The sequence below is a fragment of the Mucilaginibacter sp. P4_C11 genome (genome assembly GCF_056402115.1).
Map to the genome: position 1 here is coordinate 1 of NZ_JBFUIA010000034.1, position 24,016 is coordinate 24,016.

Sequence of the window (24,016 nt, forward strand, 5' to 3'; positions counted from 1 at the left end):
CCACAGTTTAAAACAAACGCCACAGTTTAAAACAAACGGTAAGGGATTCAATCGAGGCATAGGCCTTCAAGCCTGGCAATGACGATAATGCACCCTTACCGTTGTTAACTTTATCCACAAAAATCAAGGTTATTAACAAAGAAAAAGAAGCAAAAAGAAAGCTTCAACAATAATAATAACCTATACTATTTTGTTAAAGCTAATCTAAAGGCAATGACGGATATTTGATATTGACAGTCTACAACGTACAAACACGTCATTATAAGGAACGAAGCAATCTCGTCGCATTACATAGCGAACCTGCAAGGTTCGCCACGTATTGGCAAAGAGATTGCCACGCTATCGCTCGCAATGACATATTGTGAATATTCCTTACAAACTCGGCTCCATCCCGGTTGATATAGCAAGCCTGTTCCATGCGTTTATGGCGATGATAGCCAGGATTACTTGTGCTATATAAGCTTCATCCAAAACCTTTACAACAGCTTCGTAGGTAGCATCAGATACATGGTTTTGTATCAGGGTTACCTCTTCGGTTAAAGCAAGGATGGCCCGCTCTTCTTCGGTGAAAAATGGTGTTTCGCGCCAGGCGTTCAGGGCGTAAATGCGTTGCTCGGTTTCGCCTGCCTTGCGGGCGTCTTTGGTATGCATGTCTATACAAAAGGCACAACCGTTTATTTGCGATGCGCGGATCTTGATCAGTTCGCGGTGGGTTTTGCTTACTATGCCTTTGGCAACGTATTGATCAAGGTTTACTAATATTTTGTAGGCTTCCGGGTCGGTTTTACCGATACTTACTCTTGTTTTCATTTTGTGTTGTATTGTTTTAATACCCCAAAGGTGGCAACAAAACAGGCCTCAAAAAATGAATCAAGATTAAGAAAATACAGAATAGCTAAACTTTTTTTGCCCTTATTTTACTCATAAACTGCGGCGTAAAACCCAGGTACGATGCCAGCATATATTGAGGCACACGTTGCATAAATGCAGGGAACAGGCTGCTGAAGTGGCGATAGCGTTCTTCGTCGCTCATGCCGTAAATGTATTTGATACGTGTTTGGGTTGCGCTAAAAGCCCGTTGTTGTACTATCCTGAAGTAACGTTCCAGTTTAGGCACAGTTTCAAAAAGCTCCTCCTGTTTGTTTTTGCTGATGCTGATAACTTCCGTGTCCTCAATCGCCTGGATATAGTAGTAGGAAGGGCGGCCGCTTTCCAAACTGTCAAAATCGGTCATCCACCAATTTTCAATGGCAAACAAGGTAGTTTGTTCATTCAGTTTTTTGTTGATGAAATACAGGCGAAGGCAGCCCTTACTTACAAAAAAAAGTTCCTTACAAACATGGTCTGGTTCCAGCAGAAATGATTTTTTCTTAACCGCTTTTACGGTGACCGCTGCATTAATCAGCTGTTCCTCATCCGCAGTAAGCTGAACAAATTTTTTAATATGGTTTGTAAGGGTAGATTGCACATACAATTATACAGGTTAATAGTTGATTACAAAAGGGATGACAAAGACTTCCGAAGTTTAACTCGATAATATTGTTTTTGGCTCGTTGAGGGCTTCGCCGTTTTAAAACTTCGGAAGTCTGGCAGAGAAATATGTTGTTCATTTCCCATTCCCGCGATCTGTGTCCTCACAAACCGCTATCCGATTGCCCGTTGGTTTGAGCAGGTTGCCCCGAATATATACAGGGTAGATGCCTGTGAGGACACAGGCATCGGCAAATGGTAATAGGTTGTTTTTGCTTCCGCGGTATGTGTCCTCACAGACCACTATTCCAATGCTTATCGTTTGAATTTATTTTTCCAGGTATTCTTTCAACGATATGCCAGTAATATGTGTCCAGCCGGCCACAAAGTTTTCGCGTTTGAATGATGGTATATTGGGGAAGGTTTCCAAGCCTGTATGCGTAAGTTTAAGGCGGGTTCCGTCGCCTTCCGGGAATAACTCCCAGGTTACTTCCGAATAGCCTTCATAGCCATCGTATGTCCAACTGTGGGTAATTTTGCTACCGTCAACCACCGCGGTAACCTTACACTTGTGTAAAAACTCCTTGGTGCCGTCGCCACCTGTAAATTCAAACTCAAAGCCAACTACGGGTTTAAAATCGGCTAATTTAAAATACCAATCCGCCATTTTATTAACATCGGTAATAGCTGCCCAAACATTGCTGATGGGGGCTTTGTAAATGCGCTCAATTACAAAAGGTTCTGTATTCATAGTTTTTTAATTTTGGTTTATATCGATGGTGTATTTTGTTCGTTGGTTAAAAATGCGTCAAGGGCATCCAGCTTGTTTGTCCAAAAACGACGGTACTGTTCGGCCCAGTCGGTAACTTCTTTCAATTGCTTCAGGTCGGCTCTGCAGTAGCGTTCGCGGCCTTGTTGCTTAATCACCAGTAAGCCGCATTGCGTCAATATTTTGATGTGTTTGGATACCGCGGGTCGGCTCATCTCAAAGTTATCGGCCACAGCGTTCAGGTTCATGCTTTGGTGGGCAATCAGGTTAATGATCTCGCGGCGTGTAGGATCGGCAATGGCTTTAAAAACGTCTCGGTGCATATGTCAAAAACGGCTATATGAAACCATTTGGTTACAAATATATGTGAAACCAAATGGTTACGCAAGAGTTGGCTGAAAAAAAATGTTATGACGATTTTTTTCGGAGTATTATCGCATTATAAAAAGCTATATATAGCTCTTGATAATACCGGGGAACCATCAATATTAATCGAATTCCGATGTTAAAATCGAGTTTGGATTACTATCACCACAGAAGGTGCATAACAGGTTGGCTATAGGGCGTCGGGAGGGGTTTCAAAAGGACTGCAACGAGGGGCAACAGTATATGAAAAGGTAGTTTAGTTAAATATAAATTATTGATTATTAAGCATTTGAAAGCTTTAAATAACTTGTTTGTCGGATGGGTTTTTCTTTTTGTTCAATAGCATATCTATCATTTTGGCCAAACGTTCGTCGCGGGTTTTTTCCTGTTTGGCGGTTAGTATCCAAAGCACATATTCTTTTTTGTTACTGTATGATAACTGCTGGTACCAAGCCATTGCCGGGGAATGTTGTGCAAGGGTGCTTTTTATATAATCGGGTAGGGTAACAATCTTATTATCAACATCAATATAGGCGCTGTGCTCATTGTTGCGAATGCCATCATTGCGTCCTTCGGATACTTTTACCTTATCCTGCGGGCGAAAACGCAGGGCAGTCCACGTTTCATTTATTGCGGCAGATGCTACCGGGCGCAAGCCATAAACGGACGGTTCGTTCCAGCTGCTCATCATCTCTAGGTCGGCGGGGATTTTAGAAGTCTTTTTGGGAAAGATGATCCAGAAAACAGCCTCATCATTTAGTACCGGGGCAATTGCTTTAAGTTCGGATGCCAGTTCCTGGCTGTTGGTTACAAATAAAAGTATCCCGTTAAAATTTCCGGTTGTATTAAAAGCAATTTCTACATCACTGGGCAGCGGCAGTAAGCTATCCAGGAAATTAGCCGGTGAATTATGCAATAACCAACGCGAATTGGGTTTTATCTGGAGCTTTTTGGATAGAGGATTCATGATTAGTATCAAGTAGTTAGTATCAAGTATCAAGATAAAAGAACTGTTGTTACAAACTTAAAAGAAAACCATGAATCATGGTCTATGAACCAATAGCCAGCTTGGCAAAAAAATCCCACAGCACAATACCAGCTGATACTACGATATTGAACGAATGTTTTGTGCCAAACTGGGGGATTTCGATACAGGCGTCTATGGTTTGCATAACCTCGTCGCCTACGCCGTTTACTTCGTTGCCAAATATGAGGGCATACTTTTGTGTGGCATCGGGGGCGAATTCATTGAGCATGGTGCTGTTTTCTGCCTGCTCTATGGCAATAATAAGGTAGCCTTCGCTACGCAATTTTTCAATAGCTTGCAGCGGGGTTTCGTAATAAGTCCAGTTTACGGATAGGGTGGCACCCAGGGCAGTTTTTTCAATTTCGCGGTGCGGGGGCTGGGCGGTGATGCCGCAAAGACAAATTTGCTCAACAGCAAAACCATCTGAAGTACGAAAGATGGAGCCGATATTGTGCATGCTGCGCACATTATCCAACACTACGGCAACCGGCAGTTTGGCTTGTTCTTTAAATTCATCAACCGAAGCCCGGTTTAGCTCATCTAATTTTAATTTGCGAATCTCCATGGTGGTTCATTAGTTCCTTGGTTCATTAGTTCATTGGTCTTTTATGACGGGTTAATGAACTAATGAACCATTGGAGCGCAAAAGTATCGATTAATAGCTTAAATAACCACTTCGTTTAGCAAGCCCACGCCATTGCCTATTAATGAGCTATATACCGATGGTGCGTAACCTATTTTGCGGGTATAGTATTCGGTAACGCCTTTGCTATAGTCTTCAAAGGCATCGCCTTTTACTAAGGCTATTGCACAGCCGCCAAAGCCTGCGCCTGTCATGCGGGCTCCGGCTACATTGGGATTGGTTTTACTGTATTCGGCAACGGTATCCAGTTCAATACCGCTTACCTCGTATAAATCGCGCAGCGAATCGTGGGAGGCATACATCAGGCGGCCAAATTCATCCAGGTTGTTGCCGGCTAATGCTTTGGCTGCAAGTTTTACCCGGTCGTTTTCTTCAATAACGTGTTTGGCGCGTTTAAGTACGGTAGGGTTGGTAATAAGGTGCTGGTATTTGCCGAAGGTTTCGGCATCGATGTCGCATAAGTAGTTGATGTTCAATTCCTGCTGTAATGCTTTTAAAGCGGTTTGACACTCTTCTACGCGTTCATTGTATTTTGATTCGGCCAGTTTGCGGGGCTTGTTGGTATTGATGATGGCCAGCACGTATTCGCCCAGGTTACTGTCAACTGCTTCGTAATCAAGGGTGTCGCAGTTCAGCATCAGGGCTTTGTTTTTTTCGCCAAAGGCAACTGCAAACTGATCCATAATACCACAGTTTACGCCAATAAAGTTGTTCTCGACAGATTTGGACAGTTTAACCAAATCAAGTTTGCTGTAACCGCTATTAAAAATATCATTCAATGCGAAAGAAGTTACCACCTCGATAGAGGCCGACGATGACAGGCCCGAACCGATGGGGATATCACCATAAAAAAGCATGTCAAGGCCTTGTAAATCATGGCCTTCCTGTATAAAGCTGTTGATTACACCAATTGGGAAATTAAACCAGGTTTCGCCCACTTTTTCGTAGGATGCCTGTAAAGGGGTATCTTGTTGCTCGCTAAAATTTAAACTTCTGAAACGGAAAACCCCATCCTCATTGGGCGACGTTAACAGGTAAGTACCAAAAGTGATGGCACAGGGCATAACCAGGCCCCCGTTATAGTCGATATGCTCGCCGATAAGATTTACACGCCCTGGTGAAAAATAGGCGTTGTCGGCTTCTTTATTAAAGATGTTGATAAATTCCTGGTGCAGATTATTCTTCATTATTAGGTTATATTACAATTGGGAAACAAATATTGTAAAAATTGTCAAGTTTACATTTATAAATTTAAATTAATTTCAAAAAACATCAAATTTTTATTAGGAATATTGAGGTTTCTGCTGGATTTTTAATTTTATAGCTTTACATCCGGCAAAAACACAAACCAACCTAATCAGTTGATTTTACCAAAATTTAAAACTTATGAAACAATACCTGGTTACCGGTTACGATTATACCGACGAAGGCGCCCCTGAACGCCGCATGAATGTACGCCCACATCACCTTGATGGGGTAAAGGAGCTTAAAGCAAACGGCAATTTTATTGCCGCCGCAGCCTTCTTGAACGACGAGGGCAATATGATAGGCTCGGTAATGATGCTACAATTTGAATCGGAAGAGCAATTAGATGCCTGGAAACTGGCCGAGCCTTACGTAACCCAAAACGTTTGGGAATCTGTAGATGTGAAACCTATTAAAGTAGCGGTTATTTAGGTAGTATCAAGTAGTAAGTATCAAGTAGTAAGACCGCTGCAACGCGCAGCTAATTTAAATATCTTCATCTGAACGTGAAAATCTTGATACTTGATACTTACTACTTAATACTAAGAACTATTCCCTTCCCACTCTCCAGCGGTTCATTTGCCAGTAGCCATCGGTATCTTTAGTGTAAAATGCGGTGTAGCCAATGCCCATCATGTTAAAATCGAACGCAAATTCGGTTACTGCAGGGTCATCGGGTAAAAAATTGGGGAGTACGCTATCGGCAACTAAAGCTATTTGTTCGCTTAGTTCATCTTTATCGTTTTTAACAACTTTAATTTCGGTGCTTTTGATATAATCTTCCAGATTTTTAAACTGGTAATCGGGTATGGGGGCAAATTCGTCCTTAAGTTTGCGGGCGCCGGTAAATGCATCAGCAAGGCTTTGCTGTTTATAAGCTTCCATGGCTTTTAGTAAATCGGGAGCTGATATTTCGGGCACACCATCGGCGCTGGTGGTGTAAAAGCTGTTTAGTATTTCTTCTTTAGTTTTCATGTGCAGGGTATCACTTTAATACAAAACAAAAGGATGCGGTAAAATTAACCACATCCTTTTGCTTTTAGCCTTAAATAGCAAATTAATTACAATTCGCCAAGGCTGTTCAGCACATCCATATCATCTTCAGATAATTGAATGTCGGCTGTTTTCATGTTTTCTTCCAAATGTTTTACGCTGGAGGTACCTGGGATGAGCAATATATTTGGCGAATGGTGCAGTAACCAGCTTAAAGCAACCTGGTGAATGGTTGCGCCATGTTTAGCGGCGACGCGTTGCAATACCTCTTCGCCTTTTACATTGCCGCCACCAAGCGGGAACCAGGGAATAAAGGCAATATTATGTTCGCGTGTGTACTCCAGTTCAGCCTCCCATTTGCGGTTATCAACGCTGTACATGTTTTGTACCGATACCACTTCAAAAAATTGTTGTGCCAGTTTTATATCCTGCACACTTACCTCAGATAAGCCGATGTGTTTAATTTTGCCATCCTGCTGCGCTTTTTGTAACACCTCAAATGATTTTTCGGCGGGCACTTTCGGGTCAATGCGGTGCAGTTGGTACAGGTCAATCCTTTGCAGTTTAAGGCGCTTAAGGCTTCCTTCAAGGGCCTGCGTTAAATGCGCGGGCGATGAATCAATTGGCCATTCATTTGGGCCTGTACGCAACAACCCGCCTTTTGTTCCAATAACCAGGTCGGCGGGGTAGGGTACAAGTGCTTCGGCGATTAACTCCTCCGAAATAAAGGGCCCGTAGCTATCGGCCGTATCGATAAAATTTACGCCAAGTTCAACCGCGCGTTTTAGCGCCCGGATGCACTCTTTTTTATCATTGGGTGGCCCCCAAATACCAGCGCCTGTAATGCGCATAGCGCCATATCCCAGGCGGTTTATTTTGAAATCGCCCCCTAAACTGAAAGTTTTTTCAAATGAACTTGTTGTAGTTGCCATATTGTTATTGTTGATTATAAGTTGAACTCAATTATGCCCTTATTGTTTGAGTTTTGAGTTTTGAGTTGGCATTATGTTAAATTAAGAATCTTTATCCGAGAAAACCTTGTTCAGACTAAAAAGGTAGTGATTTCATGCAGCAGTCTTGATACTTGATACTCGCTACTTGATACTAAACGATACTCGCTACTTGCTACTAAAAAAGCTATCTTTCCATAAAAAATCAACCTTCATGACCGATCAGAATTTTACCAATCACAGGCGTTTAGCACCAGGTTATCATTATGTATTAACGCTTTTGCTTTTAGTCGGTGTTGTATCAGCTATAGTAAATGTAGTATTGCAATGGGGCACCAGCGGACTAATGGCCTCGCTGCTGATATTGCTATTATTTATCTGTTTGCTTTTTGTTTTTATTATGATGCGCACTTTCCCGTTAAAGGCGCAAGACAGGGCCATACGCGCCGAAGAAAGCCTGCGTTATTTTATACTTACACGCCAGCCGTTAAGCAGAAAACTTAGTATAGGCCAGATAGCTGCGCTTCGTTTTGCAGCCGATGAGGAAATGGTTCAGCTTGTTGAAAAAACACTGACAGATAACCTTAAACCCGACGAGATTAAAAAAGCCATCCAAACCTGGAGGGCCGATCATCATAGGGTGTAAGTTGAAACTCTAAATCCCAAATTCTAACCCCCAAATCCTAAATTCTAAAACCCAAATTCGAAGATTGGGAGTCGGGATATTAAAAGACTGAATTTAGAATTCAGATTTTAGGATTTAGAGTTTGGGTTTTGGGATTTAGAATTTAGAATTTTCATCCCCTTACCTCCAGGCTCCCAAAATAGCGCCCATAAGCGTTAGTGATACCAAACTGTAGCCGCCATTAATAAATATCAGCCGCCAGCTTTTAAGTTCAAACAGGCTCATGGTGGCAATGGCGCTAAATGTCCAGATGCCGGCAAGGGCGCCTGCTGTTGTACCCCAGGCCAGGTCTGTTTTTGCATCAGCCAAAAAGGCGGCCAGGTTTGCGGCCATGATGAGTGAAAAAATGGCGGTCATTCCAAAAATTTTGAGTTTGTTACCAGCCTTTAAGTCGGCCTCATTGAGTTTATTGTCGGCTACCCAGGCTTTGGCAAACATTATTGGCGAATACCAGATGCCGCCTACTAAAAATGAGGAGAGAGCAGCCACCACAACAGCAGCCCAGTTGATTAATTTAGGATCCATGATGATAAGTTTATGTGTAATTAAAGTTATCTGTTTTTGGATTAAACAACAAAGGTTTTTTGTGGAATAACGAGTGTTGATCAGCGATTTACGGGAGTGCGAAATAGAAAGTAATGGTACCCGGTTTACCACGCCGCTATCTATGGGGTGTGGTATGGTGAAATCCAGACTTGCGAAGTTTTTAAAACTTCGCAAATCTTTCGCCGAGATGTTATTCCTCTTTCAGCGTCTTGGGATTTTTCTGGTACCTATGAAGTGCCTGGTTTTAAACAAGCATAGGCTTCGAACGCGGGTTAAGACTCACCCCGGCTATGCTGCGCTGGCCGATCTCTCCGGCCTCGCTGCAAAGAGGGTGCAAATCAGTTTTTAGTTTCTTGGTCGCCCCCTCTACGCGCGAAGCGGACTTAGGGGCGGACGGGCGTAGCATAGTCGGGGTGAGTCGACCCGCCGTCATATAAACCTACTTTACATTAAAATGTATTACCTGCCTGCCTAAATTACCGTCGCCATCAAGGCCTTCAATAATGGCCCGGTATGAGCCGCGTGCGTCGCTGTTGTAAAAGTTAAAGGTGGCTACGCCATTTTTATCGGTAATTATTTTAGGGTTCCAGTAAATGGTATTCCGGAGGTCGAGGCCTATTACGCTGCTTTTGCCAACTTCGTATTTAGGTACGTAAAAATCTTTTGCCTTGCTATAGCCTTGTACTGCAAACGTAATTACGTTTTGTTTGGGTATCAAAGCCATTAATTGCGACAGCGAAATTTTTTGAGTTTTAATCACTTTTTTGTGGATGATCATAACACCTTTTGTACCGTTTACCCGGTTTATGCCGCTTAAACCATCGTTCAAAAATATCTCTACCGATTCCACATCATCGCCGCTCATCGATCCCAGGTTGCTAACATCTATCTGGGCGCTGTTGATGTAAATTTGTACAGGCGTTGTTTTGTTGCCTTGGTTATAATCGCGGGTTACATAAAAGTTATTATCGGCATAAGTTAAGCCGAGCGCCATGGTGCTTAAGCAATTAATCAATATAGGGCAGCCTTTAAGCTGGTCGGGGTTTATTTCATGATCGGCCTGTGGGCTTAAGCCTGCAAATGTGCCATAATCGGAGTGGCTGGCTTTTTTAACAACGGCTTTCGCTTTAATTACTACCTCTTTAAGCACTCTCGAGCTTTGATATTGTTTATGGCTGTTTTCCAGGTAGGGGCGGATAACGCTATCGATATTCACAATTTCGTCGGCTACATTGGGGTTTTTGTTTACCTTTTGGTAAAGTTCGCCATTAACATTTATCACCATGTTTCTGCCGTTGGGGTTGTTGCGGGCACTCAAGGTAATTTTTGAAGTATCTCTTACCATTACGTCCGAAAATTTGAAGTTGCCTGTCATATCGGTGAGGGTTTCGGCCGAAAAATTATTATCGGGTACAATCAGGCGTACGCTGCCCTTGCTAACCGGCAGCCCGGTATTGGTGCGTAATATACCCGATACTTCGATGCCCTGCTCAGGTGCCGTATAAATAGGCGGGTTTTTATCGGCCAGGATGTCCTCGTAATTAAAACGGGTATACCCTTGGGTAAGCATCAAAACATCAAGATTATCTGATTTTTCCTGGTCGGGTTTATTAAAATAGTAATTGGGTTTTTCGATGTATCCTTTAAGATCAGATGTAAGCAGGATGTAACTTAATATGGTTTGCTCGTTATTTTCTTCGGATGGGATGGTGGCATCATCCAAAACGGCTACCGAAAAGCTGCCTATTACCGGGGCAGTTTTGTTAAGCGCCGTTACCGACATTTTTACATTTTGCCGAACAGTATATGATGGCTTATCGGTTTTTAAATTAAGGCTCAGCTGATCGTTATGCTGAATAAATACCAGGCGTTGGCATAGCGCGTAGCCGCCCGATGAAAACAACGTGATTTGCAATATACCGGTAGGGAATTTTGCTTTCGGGATAGCTGCCGAATAGCTTAGATCTTTTAATACGGTAGAGGCTGCGTAGTATATAACACCCCCGCTTTGCGCTACAAGATAAAAGCTTTTGTTTTGCTTGCGCTTCAAAAACACATCGTTGGCTGCTATTTTTATGTTAAGATTATCGGCGTCGCTGTTATTAACGGTAAGGCCTATGCCCATGCTTTGCACCCTCGGTAACTTGTATACTGCCGATGACCCATTGGGAAAGGTAACAGTGGCGGTATATAACTTACCACTCTCGGGCGTCATGGCAAATACACCCATCCCCAGGTGGGCCGATGTAAATGTGGCCACCTCGGTGCCGGCATCATCGGTTATTTTGCCTTTAATATCGGCTCCCAGGCCCTTGGCGTTGATAGCCTTAAATGCTATTTTGGTGCGCACGCCATTGGTTAACTGGCCACTTTCCGGGAAAAACTGTACATCGAAATTGGTTATAGATCCTGTTAGCGGAAATGTGTTGGTAATAAAATTGCGGTCGCCCATATCAATAGCCGTTACCAGCGATCCTGAAGTAAGGGTTGGGGCGTCATTTTCCGGTAGTTCAACCAATAAGTTACCTTTGGCATCGGTAGTGCCTTTGCCTTTGGCTATGGCGTCGCCGTTGCGTACCAATTGCCAGCTTACTTTTTTATCGGCATAAGGCGCACTTGTAGGGTCTTTATAAACAATATTGGCGTTGAGCTTAATCATGCCACCCTTTTTGCCCGAACTTTTGTAGCTGATAAAGGTATTTACCTTATTATCAATAGCGTTACCAATGTTTATGGTACGGTCATAAAAATACTCGGCATCAAAATTACGCATCCAGTTGGTGTATGCCCTTATGCGGTAGGTGCCCTGTTTAATTGTTTCGCCATCCAGCGTAATGTTTCCGTTGGCAAAGCCGCTTTTTAACGGTAATCGCAAGCCTGCTATCACCGAATCCTGGCTGTTAAGCAAATCCACATAAACAATGCCGCTTAAGGCCGAAGGCTGGTGCTTCTCCACCGTTACATAAGCTTTAAGCCATATAGTATCGCCGGCGGCATAATAAGGCTTATCCAGGTGCAGGTAAACTTTTTCTATCGGAAAGGAGGTGGAATACTTTGCGGTTTTTTCGATAACGGAATTAATAGGGATACTATCCTGCTGGGCCATTGCGGCTAAGCCAAAAGATAAAAACAGCGATGCTACGAGTAAAAATTTTCTTGATATCATTAATATAATATAAAGCGGCTAACGGGGCTAATATAAACATTTAGGGCTGTTGCATACCGGGCGCACACAGCATTTAACATTTTTTTACAAACTGGCAGGATTTGAACTGTGTTTTACAATGAACGCTTAAAATTAAGCTGCATTGTTTTGCATGGCGAAAGTTAAAGCCATTTGGCAGCATAGCACTGAAAATAACATGATTGTTACTTTTTGTAGTAAAAAACGCCTGCAGAGCAACGCTATTTGGCAGGTGCCACTTTGCCTTCAACATGTACAGATATCATGCTTGAATGTACAATACCCAGCGTAGAGCCTGGCTTTACATTAAGATATAACTTAAAATAGCTATCCATAATACCACTGGCCATCCTGTTGTAGGTCTGGGCAAATTCGGGACCGCTTATGGCAAGATCAATAAGGGGGATGCCGTAATGCATGCCGCCCTTATCATCAATATACATGGTGAATGAATAATAAAAATCTTTGTACGCTTTGTTGATCACGATATCGTAAGTAGGGTCGAGGTAGTCGTCGGACGGGTCGAAATTGTTTTCGATAGTGGGTTTTGTAGTGCGGCGGCTTACTGTTACCTGTGGGCTGCGGCTTGTAATTTGGGCGGGTTGCCGTGCCGAAAACTGTTTTTTATAATCGGCATTTGCTTTTGCCGCCAGCGAACGGATAAACAAAGTATCCTGCCGGCTGGGGTGTCTTAGTATTGATGTATCGGTATGCAATACATTTTTCACGTAGTTATCGGCATAAAAGGTCATGTACACTTTGGTGCCTTTGATGTCAAGCGAATCGCCTTTTTGCTTAATAATTTCAAGGATAAGACTGTCTTTGGTCATTTTTTGCACCTTTAGCCAGGAGCGTGCGGCATTAAAAATAGAATCGTATCCGCGGGTAAGCGGAAAGTTGATGAACGCTTTTTTGGTAGGGCTGTAAATACTCACCGAATCGTCCGATTCAAATTTAAGCTTCCACTGCGGCTCCAGCTGGTAGCCATATTCGTTAAACGATAGCCCGTTTTTTTGCCTGCGTTTTACTTCAGAATAGTTGATGCCGTTGTAAGGCTTAAAATCTATTAATTCTTTTTTTTTATTACCCGGGCCGCCGCAACCCATTTGTGCAAGCGAGATGAAAGTAAAGAGTATAAAACCAGCCAGTTTTATTGTTTTTATATTGATAGATAGCATACGCCTTAAAGATATATATAATTCAATAAACAGCTAAAACGGACTTTTGGATTTTGAAGGTTTGAGTTTCGGACGAAATATTTCTTCCCATTTATTTCAAAATGGTTTACCAATGAACGAATAAAGCACTGAACTGATGAAATTAACTACTCGCTTTTAAGGCTTTTTATGGGATTGGCTATTGCTGCTTTGACAGTTTGGAAGCTTGACGTAATGACGCCTACAATAAGCATCCCGCCGCCGCTCTCGGCAAATATCCACCAGCTAATGGGAGTGCGGTCGGCAAAGCTTTGCATCCATTTGTTCATGGCCAGCCAGGTTATTGGCGTTACCAAGACAAACGCAAGCAATATTAGCAGTACCAGTTCCCTTGAAAGTAAAGCCACTATCTGGCCAACCGAGGCACCTACAACCTTGCGGATACCAATTTCTTTAGTGCGTTGGTTTGTGGTGTAAATGGTAAGGCCCAAAAGGCCCAGGCAGCTAATGAGAATAGATAATGCGGTTGCCCAGCTAAGCAGGGTAGAGGTGCGTTGCTCGCTTTCATAAAAACGGGCGATATTTTCATCAAAAAAATGGTAATTGAAGTCCTGTTCGGGGTAGGTTTGTTTCCATGCGCTATGCATGGCTGTTATGGCTTTTTCCCAATCGCCGGGGGCGGCTTGCGGGTTTAAGGCAATGTGAAAAATACGGTTAAAATACTGTCCGGGTTGTATAAGCAATATAACTGGCTTAATGGCATCATGTAGTGACGATTGGTAAAAGTCAGAAAGCACGCCAACTACCTGGCGGTGGTCGCCATGAAAGGATATAGCTTTTCCAATTGCACCTGCCGGGTTTTTAAAGCCAATAACTTTGGCATAAGTTTCATTGATGATCAAGCCGCTCAATGTATCGCGTTGTTCCAGCGTTCGGCCTTTTAATAACTTTAAGTGATATATTTGGGTGTAGTTTTCATCTCCAAACTTAGGTAATACATCTGTTTTAATTTCTTTTTTACCATCGTTGTAGGTGGCCTGCTCCATATCTGTATAATTGGATGCAGGTGCATCTATACCCATGCTTAACTGTTTAACCTGCGGAATTGCCATTAATTTATCCCTGAAAAGATATTGAACCTGAATCGACCGGTTTTGCCATGGAGTTTCAATAATCAGGATAGCATCTTTTTTGTACCCGAGGTTTTTATTTAGCGCGTAGTATACTTGTTTGCTCACCAAAACTGTTACCATTACAAAAAACTGAGCTATAACAAACTGGGTAACGGTTAGTGTTTTACGTAAAAAAGAGTTCCTGTTTTGTGAGTTATCGTTACCCGATTGGTTTTTAAGTACCTGTAGGGTTTTGTATCCAGACAGTACTTTGGCTGGGTAAAAGCCTGCAAGCAAGCTTACCACTACAGTTAAACAAAGCAAAAACAGGATAATGTCCGGATGGGTAAAATCGACCTTAAGCCCTGCCGGTGTAAAGCCCGAAAATGCTTTTAACAAAACAGGACTAACTACGGCTGATATCATAACAGCCAATACTGTGATGCAAAAGGTTTCTAAAATAAACTGGAATACCAGTTGCTTACGGCTACTGCCCAATGTTTTGCGGATGCCTATTTCTTTTGCCCGTTGGGTAGCCTGTGCTGTTGTTAGGTTGATGAAATTGATGCAACCTAACAAAAGTAACATGGTGGAAATTGCTATTAAACCATATAAAGTTGACTTATTGGATGTTGGCCGGTTATAAAATATACCGTACCGACTATCAAAATGCATATCGCCAAGTGGCTGTAAGTGCAACTGGTAAGATGAACGATTAAATTGCTTATCGGCAGTAGTATGTACCTTTAATATTGCATTTAGCTGTTTTTCGATCGATGTAGGATTTACACCTGATGCTGTTTTTATAAAATACTGGTCCCAGGCTAAATTTGTATTGGGGTACCAATCGGTAATTTTATATTGCAGGGTTTTGACTGCCTTAAAAGTGTGATATGAAATAAAATCATGAAAGGCTAGATCTGTGTTGCCGACAGGTTGCTCAACAATGCCAGTAACCACGGAAGTTTGCTGATCATAGTGCCTGTCGTAAATAATTGTTTTACCCACCACTTCGGCAGGCGAAAGGTTGGGAAAATATAGTTTGGCCCTGGCCGTTGTTAATACCACCTGGTTAATTCCGGTTAAAGCCGTTTGGGCCGAGCCGGCCAGCCAGTGATAGTTGAACATATTAAAATAACGTTCATCGGCATAAATCATATCGTCCTGCTCTTTGTAACGCGTGCCGGCGGTTTGGCTGTTGGGGATTACGACATCAAGGTGCGCTATGGTTTCAAAGGGGGCAGCGTTTTCTATCCCAGTTGCTTCTTTTTTTGCAGCATCGGCCAATGGTACAGGCGATGCGCTGCTGTAAGATAAATTGCCATTCAATGTATAACTGGTTACAACGCGATAAATGCGGTCGCCGTCCTCATGAAATTTATCAAAAGTAAAATCAAAATGTACTACGAGGTATATAACCAGTGCGGCGCTTATGCCTACAGATAAGCCGATGATGTTGATGAGCGTGAAAAGTTTATGACGCCAGAAATTCCGGACAGCTGATTTGAGGTAAGTTTTTATCATGGCTGTTAACTGATTATAGGTTTGATGGTTAACGCTAAATTAAAGGGTTTATTGGACGTCTGTCATTAAATTCCTGTTATTCCCTGCACATGAATGTTAATTTCGCTGGTATGCAGCATATTCAATGTTTTGCCCGGTGTAACTTTGAGGTAATGTTTTAAATAGCTGTTCATGACGGCGGTAGATTGCCGTATGTAGTTGTCCTTTAAGGATTGGCCAAGAAAGGGGATGAGCGGCTGATTATAATGCATTTGCCCATCCGAATCAATATACACGCTGAATGAATAGTAAAAATCAGCATAAGCTTTGCTGATAGCAACATCAAAGGTTGGGTTCATATAATCATCAGATGTATCGAAGTGATTAAGCAGATCGCCCTCGGCAACCCATTTTTTTACCTTAACCCGAGGGCTTGTACTGGTTAAAAAAGCAGGCTGCCGGGCTGCAAATGCTTTGGTGTAGTCTTTGTTAGCCGCATCGGATAACGCCCTGATGAAGAGCGAGTCTTTGCGATTGGGTCTTTTTAACATCGTGGTATCGGTGTGCAAGCTATTTTTAATGTAATCATCGGCATAAAAGGTCATATACAATTTTTCCCCGCGGGTATCAACGGTATCGCCATAGGAGTTAATCATTTCCAGTTTCAGGCTATCCCGGTTCATTGCTTTTACTTTGAGCCAGGTACGCGCGGTATTAAAAATGGAATCGTAGCCCCGTGTTAACGGAAAGTTGATGAATTTTCCCTTTGTTGGGCTATAGATACTTGCCGAATCGTTGGATACAAAGTTGATACGCCATTGAGGCTCCATCTGGTAACCATAGTTTGTGAACGAAAGTCCGTTTGCTGTAAGTCGCGAAATTTCGGAATAAGCTACTCCCCATACAGGTTTAAATGATATCAGGTCTTTTTCGCCGTTATGTTTAACAACAAGAGGATGTTTACAGGCAAGGTCAAAGAATATTAAAAGTGTTAGCAGTAATACAGGTAGCTTGGTTTTTGTTATCATCAGGTAAAGGATTTGGTTTTAAATATAGGTTATTGATTTAATAAAATAATATTTGCCCGCGGTTAAGCTAAAAGCAGAAGGCGCAAAGCCTAAAGCTAAGCCCCGTTAACAGTTAAATTAATGCATAGACTGTTTATAGTATATGATAATTTAAAACCAATAGCCGGCAACATAGTTAAATATATAAAACGCAGATACATGGGAGTTGAAATAGAACGTAAATTTTTAGTTGACAACAATCAATGGCAGCAAATGCCAAAGCCAATAGGTACCTACTTTAGGCAAGGCTATATTTTAAGCGAACCAGGCAAAACTATCAGGGTGCGCGTAACACCTGATGAGGGTTTTATTACCATAAAAGGAGGTACTACCGGCTTAAGCAGGTTAGAGTATGAATATCCAATCCCTGCCGTTGATGGCGAAGAGCTGTTGGATAATTTTGCCATATCCGAGCTAAAAAAACGCAGGTATCGGATTGATGTTGGCGGCAAGGTGTGGGAAGTAGACGAGTTTTTAGGCGATAATAAAGGCCTGCTGGTTGCCGAAATTGAACTGGAAAGCGAAGACGAAAAATTTATCCTGCCACCATGGGTTACCACCGAGGTTAGCGGCGATGCAAGGTATTACAATTCAAATTTATCGGTAATGCCATTTAGCCAATGGTAGCAACATCAGGCGCACTCGGGCAAACCCAGTAAAATATCCGTGTCAGGATCGCCGCTGATGGTTTTAACATATTTGTTGCCTTTGGGGCAAAGGGCCGGTATCAGGCAGGTTTTATTGCCATGCTGGTCAATAATATAGGCTTCACCGTCCTCGTTCTTTATCCAGTCGTAAAGTTTAGCACGTTCGGTTATCCCTTTAACGTTTATTCGCTCGTTAATCCACTCCAGCGAATCAATTGCCACATACGGATTATCGTGCGGCGTTTCATCGGTTTTAATGCAAAGAATACGTACAGCCATGGTTAAAAACTTTAATTAATCAGGTGCGATAAAATTAAAGCAAAAAGAAAAATGCTGAAATAGGTGTTTTAACCCATTTGGGCGTACGTAGTTTTACTTAAGGCAAGCTACGCTACCTGTTGCAATTATCAGTGCTTAGCGCAAAATAAGTAAAGCGTGCCGGTATGGCTGCGGTGCCCTTTACAAAACCGCTTATGGCAAAAATACCGATGTACCGGGGCTGTATTTCAAAGTCCTGGCTTGCCACTTGCTTAAAGGCCCCGTTGGGCCTAATACCACCGGCATACAGGAAACGGAAGGTTTTGCCATGCTTTTCTATGCGTAAAGCAGAGTTTTGAAGATTGTTAAGAATAACAGGGTTATTACGTGTGCTGTCGTTTAACAGGACAACCGGGGTATGCGCTATCTCTTCTGGTTTTCCAAAACCGTTGCCCAGGTAGGTAATAGCCTGCACCAATATTTCATGCGGCCGCCTATAGCCGCCAAAGTAATYATTATAGGCTAACGACAGGCGAATGCTTTTGCCGGTAAACGTTGTATCTTCCAGTAGCAAAATACCTGCCTGCTGCCATTCCTGCCGGGGGATAAAATTATCCAGGTGAATTTCGGCGGTAAAGCAATCAGCGCTTATTTTTCGAAGCAATAAATTTGATATGCCGGGTTTAGCATCGGGGCTGGGCCAGTTATCGCCATTAAGGGTAAATAAGGACAGTGCACCTGGTTGCTCGTCCTTTTTGTTCCAGTACCATGTTTTTTTTGCCTGCACAAACCAGCCATTATTGGCAATTGCTTTATCGCTTACATCCCTGAAGGTATCGGTAAATGACCGGGTTGCGGAACGCGGGTATATAAAAAGGGCTAAAATTAAAACTGTCGCCAGCCCTGCAAGCAACACTACAACTTTGCCGGTTGGCTTTATAGCGGTTTGTTGTTGCACCGTTTGCTGAAATTGTTTGCGGTACAGGAACCAATAAGGGTGATGACTTTCGTTGTTTTTGCGCTGAATTTCGGATATGCGTGGTGCTTTAAGTACGTAGCGGGCAAGGGTATCTAATGTAGCAGTTGATGGGTTTTCCTGCTTTGCCGCGTTGCCATCTAAAATAAATATCGAATAATTTTTAACACTCTTCCAGCCAATGGTGAGGCCTGTTTGTTCCTCCACATTATTACAGAAAATCTTGCTTTCTGTTTCGGGGATAATGTCGGTAAGATGCCGGCCAAAACATTTTTGGTAAGCTTCCTTAAATAATGCCGCGAAAACCGAAAAATCTGATGTTGTCATAAAGTGTTGATTTGTAATTTTTTGTAATTCCGGATTCAGAATTACGCCAAAATTACGCTGCAATTACGCCCTTCTAAAATACATCAAAACATCTTTACCAACAGGCCGCAAAAGGTGGTGTTTTTAAAAAGTCAATTTTATCAAATTTAGCACACAGTATCATGAAATTCAGATTGTTGTTCATTTGTTGTGTTTTTTACAGTGGGGCATTCGCGCAAATCCTCCAGTTGCATTACGACTTGCGGCACACGGTAGATCCCGACCGCAATCCCAAAAACTTTTGCTCATTGTATTTTGAGTATTTTAAAGCGCAGGATAGTACATCCGCTTTTTTTAAGCCGGGCGCATTTTTTTTAAAGGTACAAACAGATATGCGGGGGCAGCAGGGTAACATAGCTCAGTCGTTTATTCAGGCTTCGCAAAGCTTCAGGTTTTGGAAGCCTAAAATAAACATTGCAGTACAATACAGTGGCGGGCTTGGCGTAACCGAGCCAAAGCAATATAGCTATTACATTAATAATGCATTCTCCGTTGGCCCAACCTATGCCTTTACCTGGAAGGGGGCTTTTTTCAGCAACACCTTAAGTTATACTTATAATGCCATGAAAAAGGCAAGTAACGATTTGATGTATTCCTTTTACTGGGGCAAAGGCTTTTGGAACTACAAGGTTGAATTTGCCGGCGATTTTGAGTTATACACCCTCAGCAAAAATCAGGGCGACGCAGCTACCCAAAATCTAAGGGGTAAACGCTTTTGTTTTTTTGGCGAACCGCAGCTATGGTTCAACATTAATAAAACTGTGGGCGCCGGCACAAGGGCTTTGTTATACTACCATGTAACTGCTCCCGATAATGTTTTCCAGCTTTACCCAACTGTGGCACTTAGGTTTAAGCTTTAAAAAACACGGGGTGTTAAACTACAAAAGCCCTGGTTTAAGCATAACTCAAACCAGGGCTTTTGCGGTTAATAAAATATTAAGCCCAACCAGTACCTTTTTTAGCGTTACCATTGGCAATATGCTCTTCGGCAGTGGCTTTGCCCATGATAGCAGCCATTTTGTTACCTGCACCATCCGTACCGGTAGCAATGTACCTTCCAGATTTAATGTCGATCACAGGATCAACCATTGGTACATTCTTAGTTTTGGTTTTCACTGAATACGCGGTAATTCCGCTTCCTTTTTCTGTTGCCATGATAAGTTCTTTTTGTTTAATTTAAGTTAACCTCATTAATGCCAAATTGTTTTCGGCTTACTCATAATTGGTTTTACAGTGTAAACATGCATTAAAAAATTTTAATTCAAAATAGTTAGCATAAATAATTTGTTAACACATTTAATGCATTGTTAATAAAAAATAGACTTGGCCGGTTTAATGACGTCTGTTAAGAAACTAAATATATTTAAAAGACAGTTTTAAGTAAACTGAACGTACTATTTCAACATTATGGCTTTGCGTTTTGCATTAACGCACTATTGAATTTAACAATGAGGCTGAAAAGGTCCCGGTACTTGTTTAACGGGAGTGTCGCGCTTATATCAAATACATCATGGTAGGCTTTTATGCCGCCCAGTGTGTAAATAAAAAATGCAGGCACGCCTTTTTCGGTAAATAAATAATGATCGCTATTGGCCGCTTTACCCCGTTTGGTCACTTTAACAAAGTAGTGATTATCGTTATTGATCTGCTCCATGGCGGCAAATTCATTTGGGTAAACGGTGGCGTTTACCACGGTTATTCCATCGATGCCGGTGCCGTTAAGATCAAGGTTTATTAAAAAGCGAATTTTTTTAAGGTCGATCAACGGATTTTCGGTAAAGTATTTTGAGCCAAGTAAACCAGCCTCCTCGCCCGAAAAGGCAATAAAAGCCATGGTATACGGCTGTGGATTGGCGGCATAGTATTTAGCCAGGCTTAGCATCTGGGTAAGTCCGCTGGCATTATCATTGGCCCCGGGGAAGTAAGTATTGCTGCCCATGCCGCCTAAATGATCGTAGTGGGCGGTAATTACGATGATAGAATCGGGCTTAACGGTACCCTTTACCACGCCACAAACATTTGCAGTTTTAAAATCAGGGATGAGTTGGTTTTCTATAGCTACGGTGAATGAAGCTGGTAACTGCTTCAGCGCTTTTTTATCAACCTGTATCACGGTAAAATCAAGCACCTTACCTTCAACAGACCAGGTGAGTTTATCTTCCAGCGATACAATAACCCTGTTTTGCCTGTCCACAAAATGCGTGCTGTCAGTTTGTTCCAGCTTGCCCGTGCCGGTGGCGCCCCGGCTATCGGGACTTACAATGAACTCCTTGCCGGGCACAAGCTTAATGCCATTGATGGTAACATCCATTTTGCCGGGGAAAATATTAACCGGGTAGCTAAACTCCTGCAGGTAATTTTTGCCCGCTATTGGTTTTACACCATAGCTTTTAAACTGTACCGATATAAATGCTGCGGCCTTGTGCACGCCATCATGGGTATAACCACGCCCCCAAAAGTATGGCGAGGTAAGTGTATCTACCAGTTTACGGGCAAACAGGCTATCTTGCGCAAACGTGGTACCCGAGATAAAAAGGAGTAATAAGGTAAGTTTAAATTTCATTGCCTAAAATTATGTAATTTGTTTAATTTTTGCGGATGCACATCAATTGCCCCTGATAAAACTAACTTGCCCTACACAAAGCCGCAACCACCAATGAACTAATGAACCAGTGAACCAATGAACTTAACGAGGATAAATTATTACAATATATTAGGCATGCTTGCTGCTGCATGCCTGGCTATTGTTATTCCGTTTGAGTTGGTGCTGATATCCTACGCCACGCTTGGCCCACTGCATTATTTTACCGAAATATCGTGGCTAAATGGCAAACGATATTTTACCCTCAAAAAGTACGACCCTTTGTTTATTGCCGGGGTGGTGGTTATTGCTGTTTTGCTTAAACTGCCATATCCCTACGTTATTTACTACGCGTTTGGCCTGTCGTTCATATTGCTGGTAATTCCTGGAGCAATTATGCGCATTGTTGCTTTTGCGGTAATTATTGCGCTCGGCTATTTTTTACTCACCAACAATATACTGCGCACTATTTTTGGCTTGTACCTGCCTACGCTCATCCATGTTTATGTTTTTACCGGATCTTTTTTGCTGTTGGGGGCATTAAAAAACAAAGATTTTTCGGGCTACCTGGCATTTTTTACCTTTTTAATTTGCCCGGTATTGTTGTGCGTATTATTTACCGGTTTGCACAACGCCCCGGCGCAATGGGCCATGCGTAACTACGGGCATTTTGCAAATTTGAACACCACAACCCTGCGCAGTAAAACCATCGATTTGTACAATAACAAAACCAGTATTATACTCACCCGCTTTATTGCCTTTGCTTACACCTATCACTATATCAACTGGTTTGCCAAAACAAGCGTAATTAACTGGCACCGCATTACCATTACCCGCGCAACAATTATTGGTATTTTGTGGCTGGCATCGGTAGGCCTGTATTTTTACAATTATAACCTGGGGATACGCTGGTTGTATATCCTGAGCCTGGCGCATGTGATATTGGAGTTTCCGCTTAATCAGCGCAGTTTTATGGGGATAGGGCGGGAGTTGAGGGGGCGGTTTACGGCGTGATGGTGTATTTAATTCTAAAAGACTTATGAACAGGTTTGCGTTGGGGCTTTTTCTGATAATTTTTGTTTCGATGGCTTGTAGCAGGAAGGCTGTAACGCGCAATCCACATGTTGACACTTTAGTAGTTTATTTTAGTCCGGCGTTTATCGCCTCATCAAAAGTTACTATCCTTAGGTTTTCCGATTCAAGTATTATCGATCTGAAGCTTTTTAGTAACGATAGCGCCCGGAACATTTATGCCAAAAGCATAAACACTGAAAATAAACAAACCGACTCCTTATGGCGAATTTTAAACGTGTATAAATTTGAGAAGTGGGACAAACCGATGTTAGATGGTATGACCGTGTATGGTAAGTTTAAAAACGGAACTTCGCATGAGTTTTCTTTATGGTCGGGCGGCAGGAATAATGATAAATTGATAAACAGCATTTACGCGCTGCTGGGCAAATCATTCAATGATAAACAAATCGAAAATTATCTAAAACAAATAAAAGAATATTGATCTACATAAAACTATCAGCTTCCCTGTAAGCCTTTATTAACGCCAGTTCGCCTTCTTTTCCTTGCCCGGCGGTGCCGTGTTCCATGCCTAAAACGCCGCGGTAGCCTTTGTTATAAATGTGTTTGAAAATGTTTTTATAGTTTACCTCGCCGGTACCGGGTTCTTTACGGCCGGGGTTATCGCCAATTTGATAGTAACCTATTTCGTCGTAAACCAAATCAAGGGTAGGGATGATGTTGCCCTGGTTGCGCTGTACGTGGTACATATCGTACAATATTTTGCATGATGGGCTGCCTACGGCTTTACAAATGGCGTAAGCCTGGTCGGGAGTGCGCAAAAACAGATCGGGGTTGTCGCTTAGTGGCTCCAGCACCATAATAACGCCGTGGGGTTCTAAAATGGCAGTACCTTTTTTAATGGCCTCTATCACATTGCCGGTTTGCACGCCAATGGGCAGGTTGCGTACAAAATCGCCGGGTACAACAGTTACCAGTTTGCTGTTAATACGTTTGGCAATCTCAACCGCCTGCTTGCACGATGCAATAAATTTCTCCAGTTGGTCGGCCTTGCCTGATGCCAGCATGTTGCTGTCATTACCCAAACCCGGCTGAACAAAAACGCCCATAGCCATGCCGAGTTTGGCCAGGGTGTCGCCAATTTTTTTCTGCTCATCTTCGGTACGGTGGCTCATGCCATTATCCTCAATAGAGCGAAAGCCTTTATCGTAGGCAAATTTTATCTGCTCAACAAAATTATCGCCGGCGTGGTTTTTAAACATCCCATCGTGAATGCCATAATTAAGATTGAAAGGCTTATCGGCTGCGGTGGTTGTTACGCCAGCCGGATCGGCACAGCCGGTAATTGTGGCTGCATTTAATACACCGGTACTTAATAATGATGCACCTGCAAGCATCGAGCTTTGCACAAAGTTTCTGCGTTTCATAGGCCTTGGTTG

25 protein-coding genes are annotated in these 24,016 nt (G+C 42.5%); 6 read left to right on the forward strand and 19 right to left on the reverse strand.

What is annotated here, in order from left to right; translation table 11 throughout:
• Window positions 1–372: 372 nt before the first annotated feature.
• From AC1DU2_RS24920 to AC1DU2_RS24950, 7 genes are all read right to left on the reverse strand, one after another.
• Window positions 373–810, reverse strand: coding sequence for a carboxymuconolactone decarboxylase family protein (locus AC1DU2_RS24920; protein WP_477387732.1), 438 nt, complete (start codon window positions 808–810; stop codon window positions 373–375).
• 85 nt (window positions 811–895) lie between these two features.
• On the reverse strand, window positions 896–1,468 hold the full coding sequence (locus tag AC1DU2_RS24925) for a Crp/Fnr family transcriptional regulator (protein ID WP_477387734.1): 573 nt from the start codon (window positions 1,466–1,468) through the stop codon (window positions 896–898).
• A gap of 330 nt (window positions 1,469–1,798) precedes the next feature.
• Entirely contained in the window at window positions 1,799–2,221 is a 423-nt protein-coding gene (locus AC1DU2_RS24930) for an SRPBCC family protein (RefSeq protein ID WP_477387736.1), read from the reverse strand.
• 17 nt (window positions 2,222–2,238) lie between these two features.
• On the reverse strand, window positions 2,239–2,562 hold the full coding sequence (locus AC1DU2_RS24935; protein WP_477387738.1) for an ArsR/SmtB family transcription factor: 324 nt from the start codon (window positions 2,560–2,562) through the stop codon (window positions 2,239–2,241).
• A 341-nt stretch (window positions 2,563–2,903) separates the two neighbouring features.
• A complete protein-coding gene (locus AC1DU2_RS24940; RefSeq protein ID WP_477387740.1) occupies window positions 2,904–3,572 on the reverse strand; it encodes a YdeI/OmpD-associated family protein in 669 nt (222 codons plus the stop codon).
• An 82-nt stretch (window positions 3,573–3,654) separates the two neighbouring features.
• On the reverse strand, window positions 3,655–4,191 hold the full coding sequence (locus AC1DU2_RS24945; RefSeq protein ID WP_477387839.1) for an RNA methyltransferase: 537 nt from the start codon (window positions 4,189–4,191) through the stop codon (window positions 3,655–3,657).
• Between the two features lie 104 nt (window positions 4,192–4,295).
• Complete coding sequence (locus AC1DU2_RS24950) at window positions 4,296–5,462, reverse strand: galactokinase (protein WP_477356990.1); 1,167 nt, start codon at window positions 5,460–5,462, stop codon at window positions 4,296–4,298.
• Between the two features lie 199 nt (window positions 5,463–5,661).
• On the opposite strand from AC1DU2_RS24950, the gene AC1DU2_RS24955 reads away from it, so the two are divergent.
• The gene (locus AC1DU2_RS24955; protein ID WP_477356988.1) at window positions 5,662–5,952 is read left to right on the forward strand and encodes a YciI family protein; all 291 of its coding nucleotides are present in this window, start codon (window positions 5,662–5,664) and stop codon (window positions 5,950–5,952) included.
• Window positions 5,953–6,069: 117 nt separating this feature from the next.
• Here AC1DU2_RS24955 and AC1DU2_RS24960 read toward each other — a convergent pair whose 3' ends face one another.
• Both AC1DU2_RS24960 and AC1DU2_RS24965 read right to left on the reverse strand, forming a co-directional pair.
• Complete coding sequence (locus tag AC1DU2_RS24960) at window positions 6,070–6,495, reverse strand: hypothetical protein (RefSeq protein ID WP_477356986.1); 426 nt, start codon at window positions 6,493–6,495, stop codon at window positions 6,070–6,072.
• A gap of 86 nt (window positions 6,496–6,581) precedes the next feature.
• Window positions 6,582–7,445 (reverse strand): aldo/keto reductase, encoded by an 864-nt coding sequence (locus AC1DU2_RS24965; RefSeq protein WP_477387742.1) that lies wholly within the window; start codon window positions 7,443–7,445, stop codon window positions 6,582–6,584.
• Window positions 7,446–7,677: 232 nt separating this feature from the next.
• On the opposite strand from AC1DU2_RS24965, the gene AC1DU2_RS24970 reads away from it, so the two are divergent.
• Window positions 7,678–8,109, forward strand: coding sequence for a DUF6526 family protein (locus tag AC1DU2_RS24970; RefSeq protein WP_477387744.1), 432 nt, complete (start codon window positions 7,678–7,680; stop codon window positions 8,107–8,109).
• Window positions 8,110–8,268: 159 nt separating this feature from the next.
• On the opposite strand, the gene AC1DU2_RS24975 is transcribed toward AC1DU2_RS24970, so the two are convergent.
• The 5 genes from AC1DU2_RS24975 to AC1DU2_RS24995 all read right to left on the reverse strand — a co-directional run bounded on the left by AC1DU2_RS24975 (window position 8,269) and on the right by AC1DU2_RS24995 (window position 16,678).
• Window positions 8,269–8,673 (reverse strand): DUF1761 domain-containing protein, encoded by a 405-nt coding sequence (locus AC1DU2_RS24975; RefSeq protein ID WP_477387746.1) that lies wholly within the window; start codon window positions 8,671–8,673, stop codon window positions 8,269–8,271.
• Window positions 8,674–9,133: 460 nt separating this feature from the next.
• Entirely contained in the window at window positions 9,134–11,860 is a 2,727-nt protein-coding gene (locus tag AC1DU2_RS24980; RefSeq protein ID WP_477387748.1) for a carboxypeptidase regulatory-like domain-containing protein, read from the reverse strand.
• A gap of 239 nt (window positions 11,861–12,099) precedes the next feature.
• Window positions 12,100–13,056, reverse strand: coding sequence for a hypothetical protein (locus AC1DU2_RS24985; RefSeq protein WP_477387750.1), 957 nt, complete (start codon window positions 13,054–13,056; stop codon window positions 12,100–12,102).
• A 146-nt stretch (window positions 13,057–13,202) separates the two neighbouring features.
• Window positions 13,203–15,671 (reverse strand): ABC transporter permease, encoded by a 2,469-nt coding sequence (locus AC1DU2_RS24990; RefSeq protein WP_477387752.1) that lies wholly within the window; start codon window positions 15,669–15,671, stop codon window positions 13,203–13,205.
• 65 nt (window positions 15,672–15,736) lie between these two features.
• Window positions 15,737–16,678 (reverse strand): hypothetical protein, encoded by a 942-nt coding sequence (locus tag AC1DU2_RS24995; protein WP_477387754.1) that lies wholly within the window; start codon window positions 16,676–16,678, stop codon window positions 15,737–15,739.
• 120 nt (window positions 16,679–16,798) lie between these two features.
• Between AC1DU2_RS24995 and AC1DU2_RS25000 the strand changes: the two genes are divergently transcribed.
• Entirely contained in the window at window positions 16,799–17,344 is a 546-nt protein-coding gene (locus AC1DU2_RS25000; RefSeq protein ID WP_477356970.1) for a CYTH domain-containing protein, read from the forward strand.
• A 5-nt stretch (window positions 17,345–17,349) separates the two neighbouring features.
• On the opposite strand, the gene AC1DU2_RS25005 is transcribed toward AC1DU2_RS25000, so the two are convergent.
• On the reverse strand, window positions 17,350–17,643 hold the full coding sequence (locus AC1DU2_RS25005; protein ID WP_477356968.1) for a hypothetical protein: 294 nt from the start codon (window positions 17,641–17,643) through the stop codon (window positions 17,350–17,352).
• Window positions 17,644–17,755: 112 nt separating this feature from the next.
• Complete coding sequence (locus AC1DU2_RS25010) at window positions 17,756–18,925, reverse strand: hypothetical protein (protein WP_477387756.1); 1,170 nt, start codon at window positions 18,923–18,925, stop codon at window positions 17,756–17,758.
• 161 nt (window positions 18,926–19,086) lie between these two features.
• On the opposite strand from AC1DU2_RS25010, the gene AC1DU2_RS25015 reads away from it, so the two are divergent.
• Entirely contained in the window at window positions 19,087–19,824 is a 738-nt protein-coding gene (locus AC1DU2_RS25015; protein ID WP_477387758.1) for a DUF5020 family protein, read from the forward strand.
• Window positions 19,825–19,900: 76 nt separating this feature from the next.
• Here AC1DU2_RS25015 and AC1DU2_RS25020 read toward each other — a convergent pair whose 3' ends face one another.
• Together AC1DU2_RS25020 and AC1DU2_RS25025 are read right to left on the reverse strand one after the other, a co-directional pair.
• Window positions 19,901–20,119 carry a hypothetical protein gene (locus tag AC1DU2_RS25020; protein ID WP_090649425.1) on the reverse strand — a complete coding sequence of 73 codons (219 nt, stop codon included), beginning with the start codon at window positions 20,117–20,119 and terminating at the stop codon, window positions 19,901–19,903.
• Between the two features lie 250 nt (window positions 20,120–20,369).
• On the reverse strand, window positions 20,370–21,527 hold the full coding sequence (locus tag AC1DU2_RS25025) for a M28 family metallopeptidase (RefSeq protein WP_477387760.1): 1,158 nt from the start codon (window positions 21,525–21,527) through the stop codon (window positions 20,370–20,372).
• A 117-nt stretch (window positions 21,528–21,644) separates the two neighbouring features.
• Between AC1DU2_RS25025 and AC1DU2_RS25030 the strand changes: the two genes are divergently transcribed.
• Together AC1DU2_RS25030 and AC1DU2_RS25035 are read left to right on the forward strand one after the other, a co-directional pair.
• A complete protein-coding gene (locus tag AC1DU2_RS25030) occupies window positions 21,645–22,559 on the forward strand; it encodes a hypothetical protein (protein ID WP_477387762.1) in 915 nt (304 codons plus the stop codon).
• Window positions 22,560–22,584: 25 nt separating this feature from the next.
• Entirely contained in the window at window positions 22,585–23,061 is a 477-nt protein-coding gene (locus tag AC1DU2_RS25035; protein WP_477387764.1) for a hypothetical protein, read from the forward strand.
• Between the two features lies 1 nt (window position 23,062).
• Here the strand turns inward: AC1DU2_RS25035 and AC1DU2_RS25040 are convergent, their stop codons facing one another.
• Window positions 23,063–24,004 (reverse strand): hydroxypyruvate isomerase family protein, encoded by a 942-nt coding sequence (locus AC1DU2_RS25040; RefSeq protein ID WP_477356954.1) that lies wholly within the window; start codon window positions 24,002–24,004, stop codon window positions 23,063–23,065.
• Window positions 24,005–24,016 lie beyond the last annotated feature (12 nt).

What these genes read in the sequence shown, in the direction of transcription:
- AC1DU2_RS24920 (WP_477387732.1), bottom strand. Translation starts at nt 810, where the DNA reads ATGAAAACAAGAGTAAGTATCGGTAAAACCGACCCGGAAGCCTACAAA.
- AC1DU2_RS24930 (WP_477387736.1), bottom strand. Translation starts at nt 2,221, where the DNA reads ATGAATACAGAACCTTTTGTAATTGAGCGCATTTACAAAGCCCCCATC.
- AC1DU2_RS24935 (WP_477387738.1), bottom strand. Translation starts at nt 2,562, where the DNA reads ATGCACCGAGACGTTTTTAAAGCCATTGCCGATCCTACACGCCGCGAG.
- AC1DU2_RS24940 (WP_477387740.1), bottom strand. Translation starts at nt 3,572, where the DNA reads ATGAATCCTCTATCCAAAAAGCTCCAGATAAAACCCAATTCGCGTTGG.
- AC1DU2_RS24950 (WP_477356990.1), bottom strand. Translation starts at nt 5,462, where the DNA reads ATGAAGAATAATCTGCACCAGGAATTTATCAACATCTTTAATAAAGAA.
- AC1DU2_RS24955 (WP_477356988.1), top strand. Translation starts at nt 5,662, where the DNA reads ATGAAACAATACCTGGTTACCGGTTACGATTATACCGACGAAGGCGCC.
- AC1DU2_RS24960 (WP_477356986.1), bottom strand. Translation starts at nt 6,495, where the DNA reads ATGAAAACTAAAGAAGAAATACTAAACAGCTTTTACACCACCAGCGCC.
- AC1DU2_RS24965 (WP_477387742.1), bottom strand. Translation starts at nt 7,445, where the DNA reads ATGGCAACTACAACAAGTTCATTTGAAAAAACTTTCAGTTTAGGGGGC.
- AC1DU2_RS24970 (WP_477387744.1), top strand. Translation starts at nt 7,678, where the DNA reads ATGACCGATCAGAATTTTACCAATCACAGGCGTTTAGCACCAGGTTAT.
- AC1DU2_RS24975 (WP_477387746.1), bottom strand. Translation starts at nt 8,673, where the DNA reads ATGGATCCTAAATTAATCAACTGGGCTGCTGTTGTGGTGGCTGCTCTC.
- AC1DU2_RS24980 (WP_477387748.1), bottom strand. Translation starts at nt 11,860, where the DNA reads ATGATATCAAGAAAATTTTTACTCGTAGCATCGCTGTTTTTATCTTTT.
- AC1DU2_RS24985 (WP_477387750.1), bottom strand. Translation starts at nt 13,056, where the DNA reads ATGCTATCTATCAATATAAAAACAATAAAACTGGCTGGTTTTATACTC.
- AC1DU2_RS24990 (WP_477387752.1), bottom strand. Translation starts at nt 15,671, where the DNA reads ATGATAAAAACTTACCTCAAATCAGCTGTCCGGAATTTCTGGCGTCAT.
- AC1DU2_RS24995 (WP_477387754.1), bottom strand. Translation starts at nt 16,678, where the DNA reads ATGATAACAAAAACCAAGCTACCTGTATTACTGCTAACACTTTTAATA.
- AC1DU2_RS25000 (WP_477356970.1), top strand. Translation starts at nt 16,799, where the DNA reads ATGCATAGACTGTTTATAGTATATGATAATTTAAAACCAATAGCCGGC.
- AC1DU2_RS25005 (WP_477356968.1), bottom strand. Translation starts at nt 17,643, where the DNA reads ATGGCTGTACGTATTCTTTGCATTAAAACCGATGAAACGCCGCACGAT.
- AC1DU2_RS25015 (WP_477387758.1), top strand. Translation starts at nt 19,087, where the DNA reads ATGAAATTCAGATTGTTGTTCATTTGTTGTGTTTTTTACAGTGGGGCA.
- AC1DU2_RS25020 (WP_090649425.1), bottom strand. Translation starts at nt 20,119, where the DNA reads ATGGCAACAGAAAAAGGAAGCGGAATTACCGCGTATTCAGTGAAAACC.
- AC1DU2_RS25025 (WP_477387760.1), bottom strand. Translation starts at nt 21,527, where the DNA reads ATGAAATTTAAACTTACCTTATTACTCCTTTTTATCTCGGGTACCACG.
- AC1DU2_RS25030 (WP_477387762.1), top strand. Translation starts at nt 21,645, where the DNA reads ATGAACTTAACGAGGATAAATTATTACAATATATTAGGCATGCTTGCT.
- AC1DU2_RS25035 (WP_477387764.1), top strand. Translation starts at nt 22,585, where the DNA reads ATGAACAGGTTTGCGTTGGGGCTTTTTCTGATAATTTTTGTTTCGATG.
- AC1DU2_RS25040 (WP_477356954.1), bottom strand. Translation starts at nt 24,004, where the DNA reads ATGAAACGCAGAAACTTTGTGCAAAGCTCGATGCTTGCAGGTGCATCA.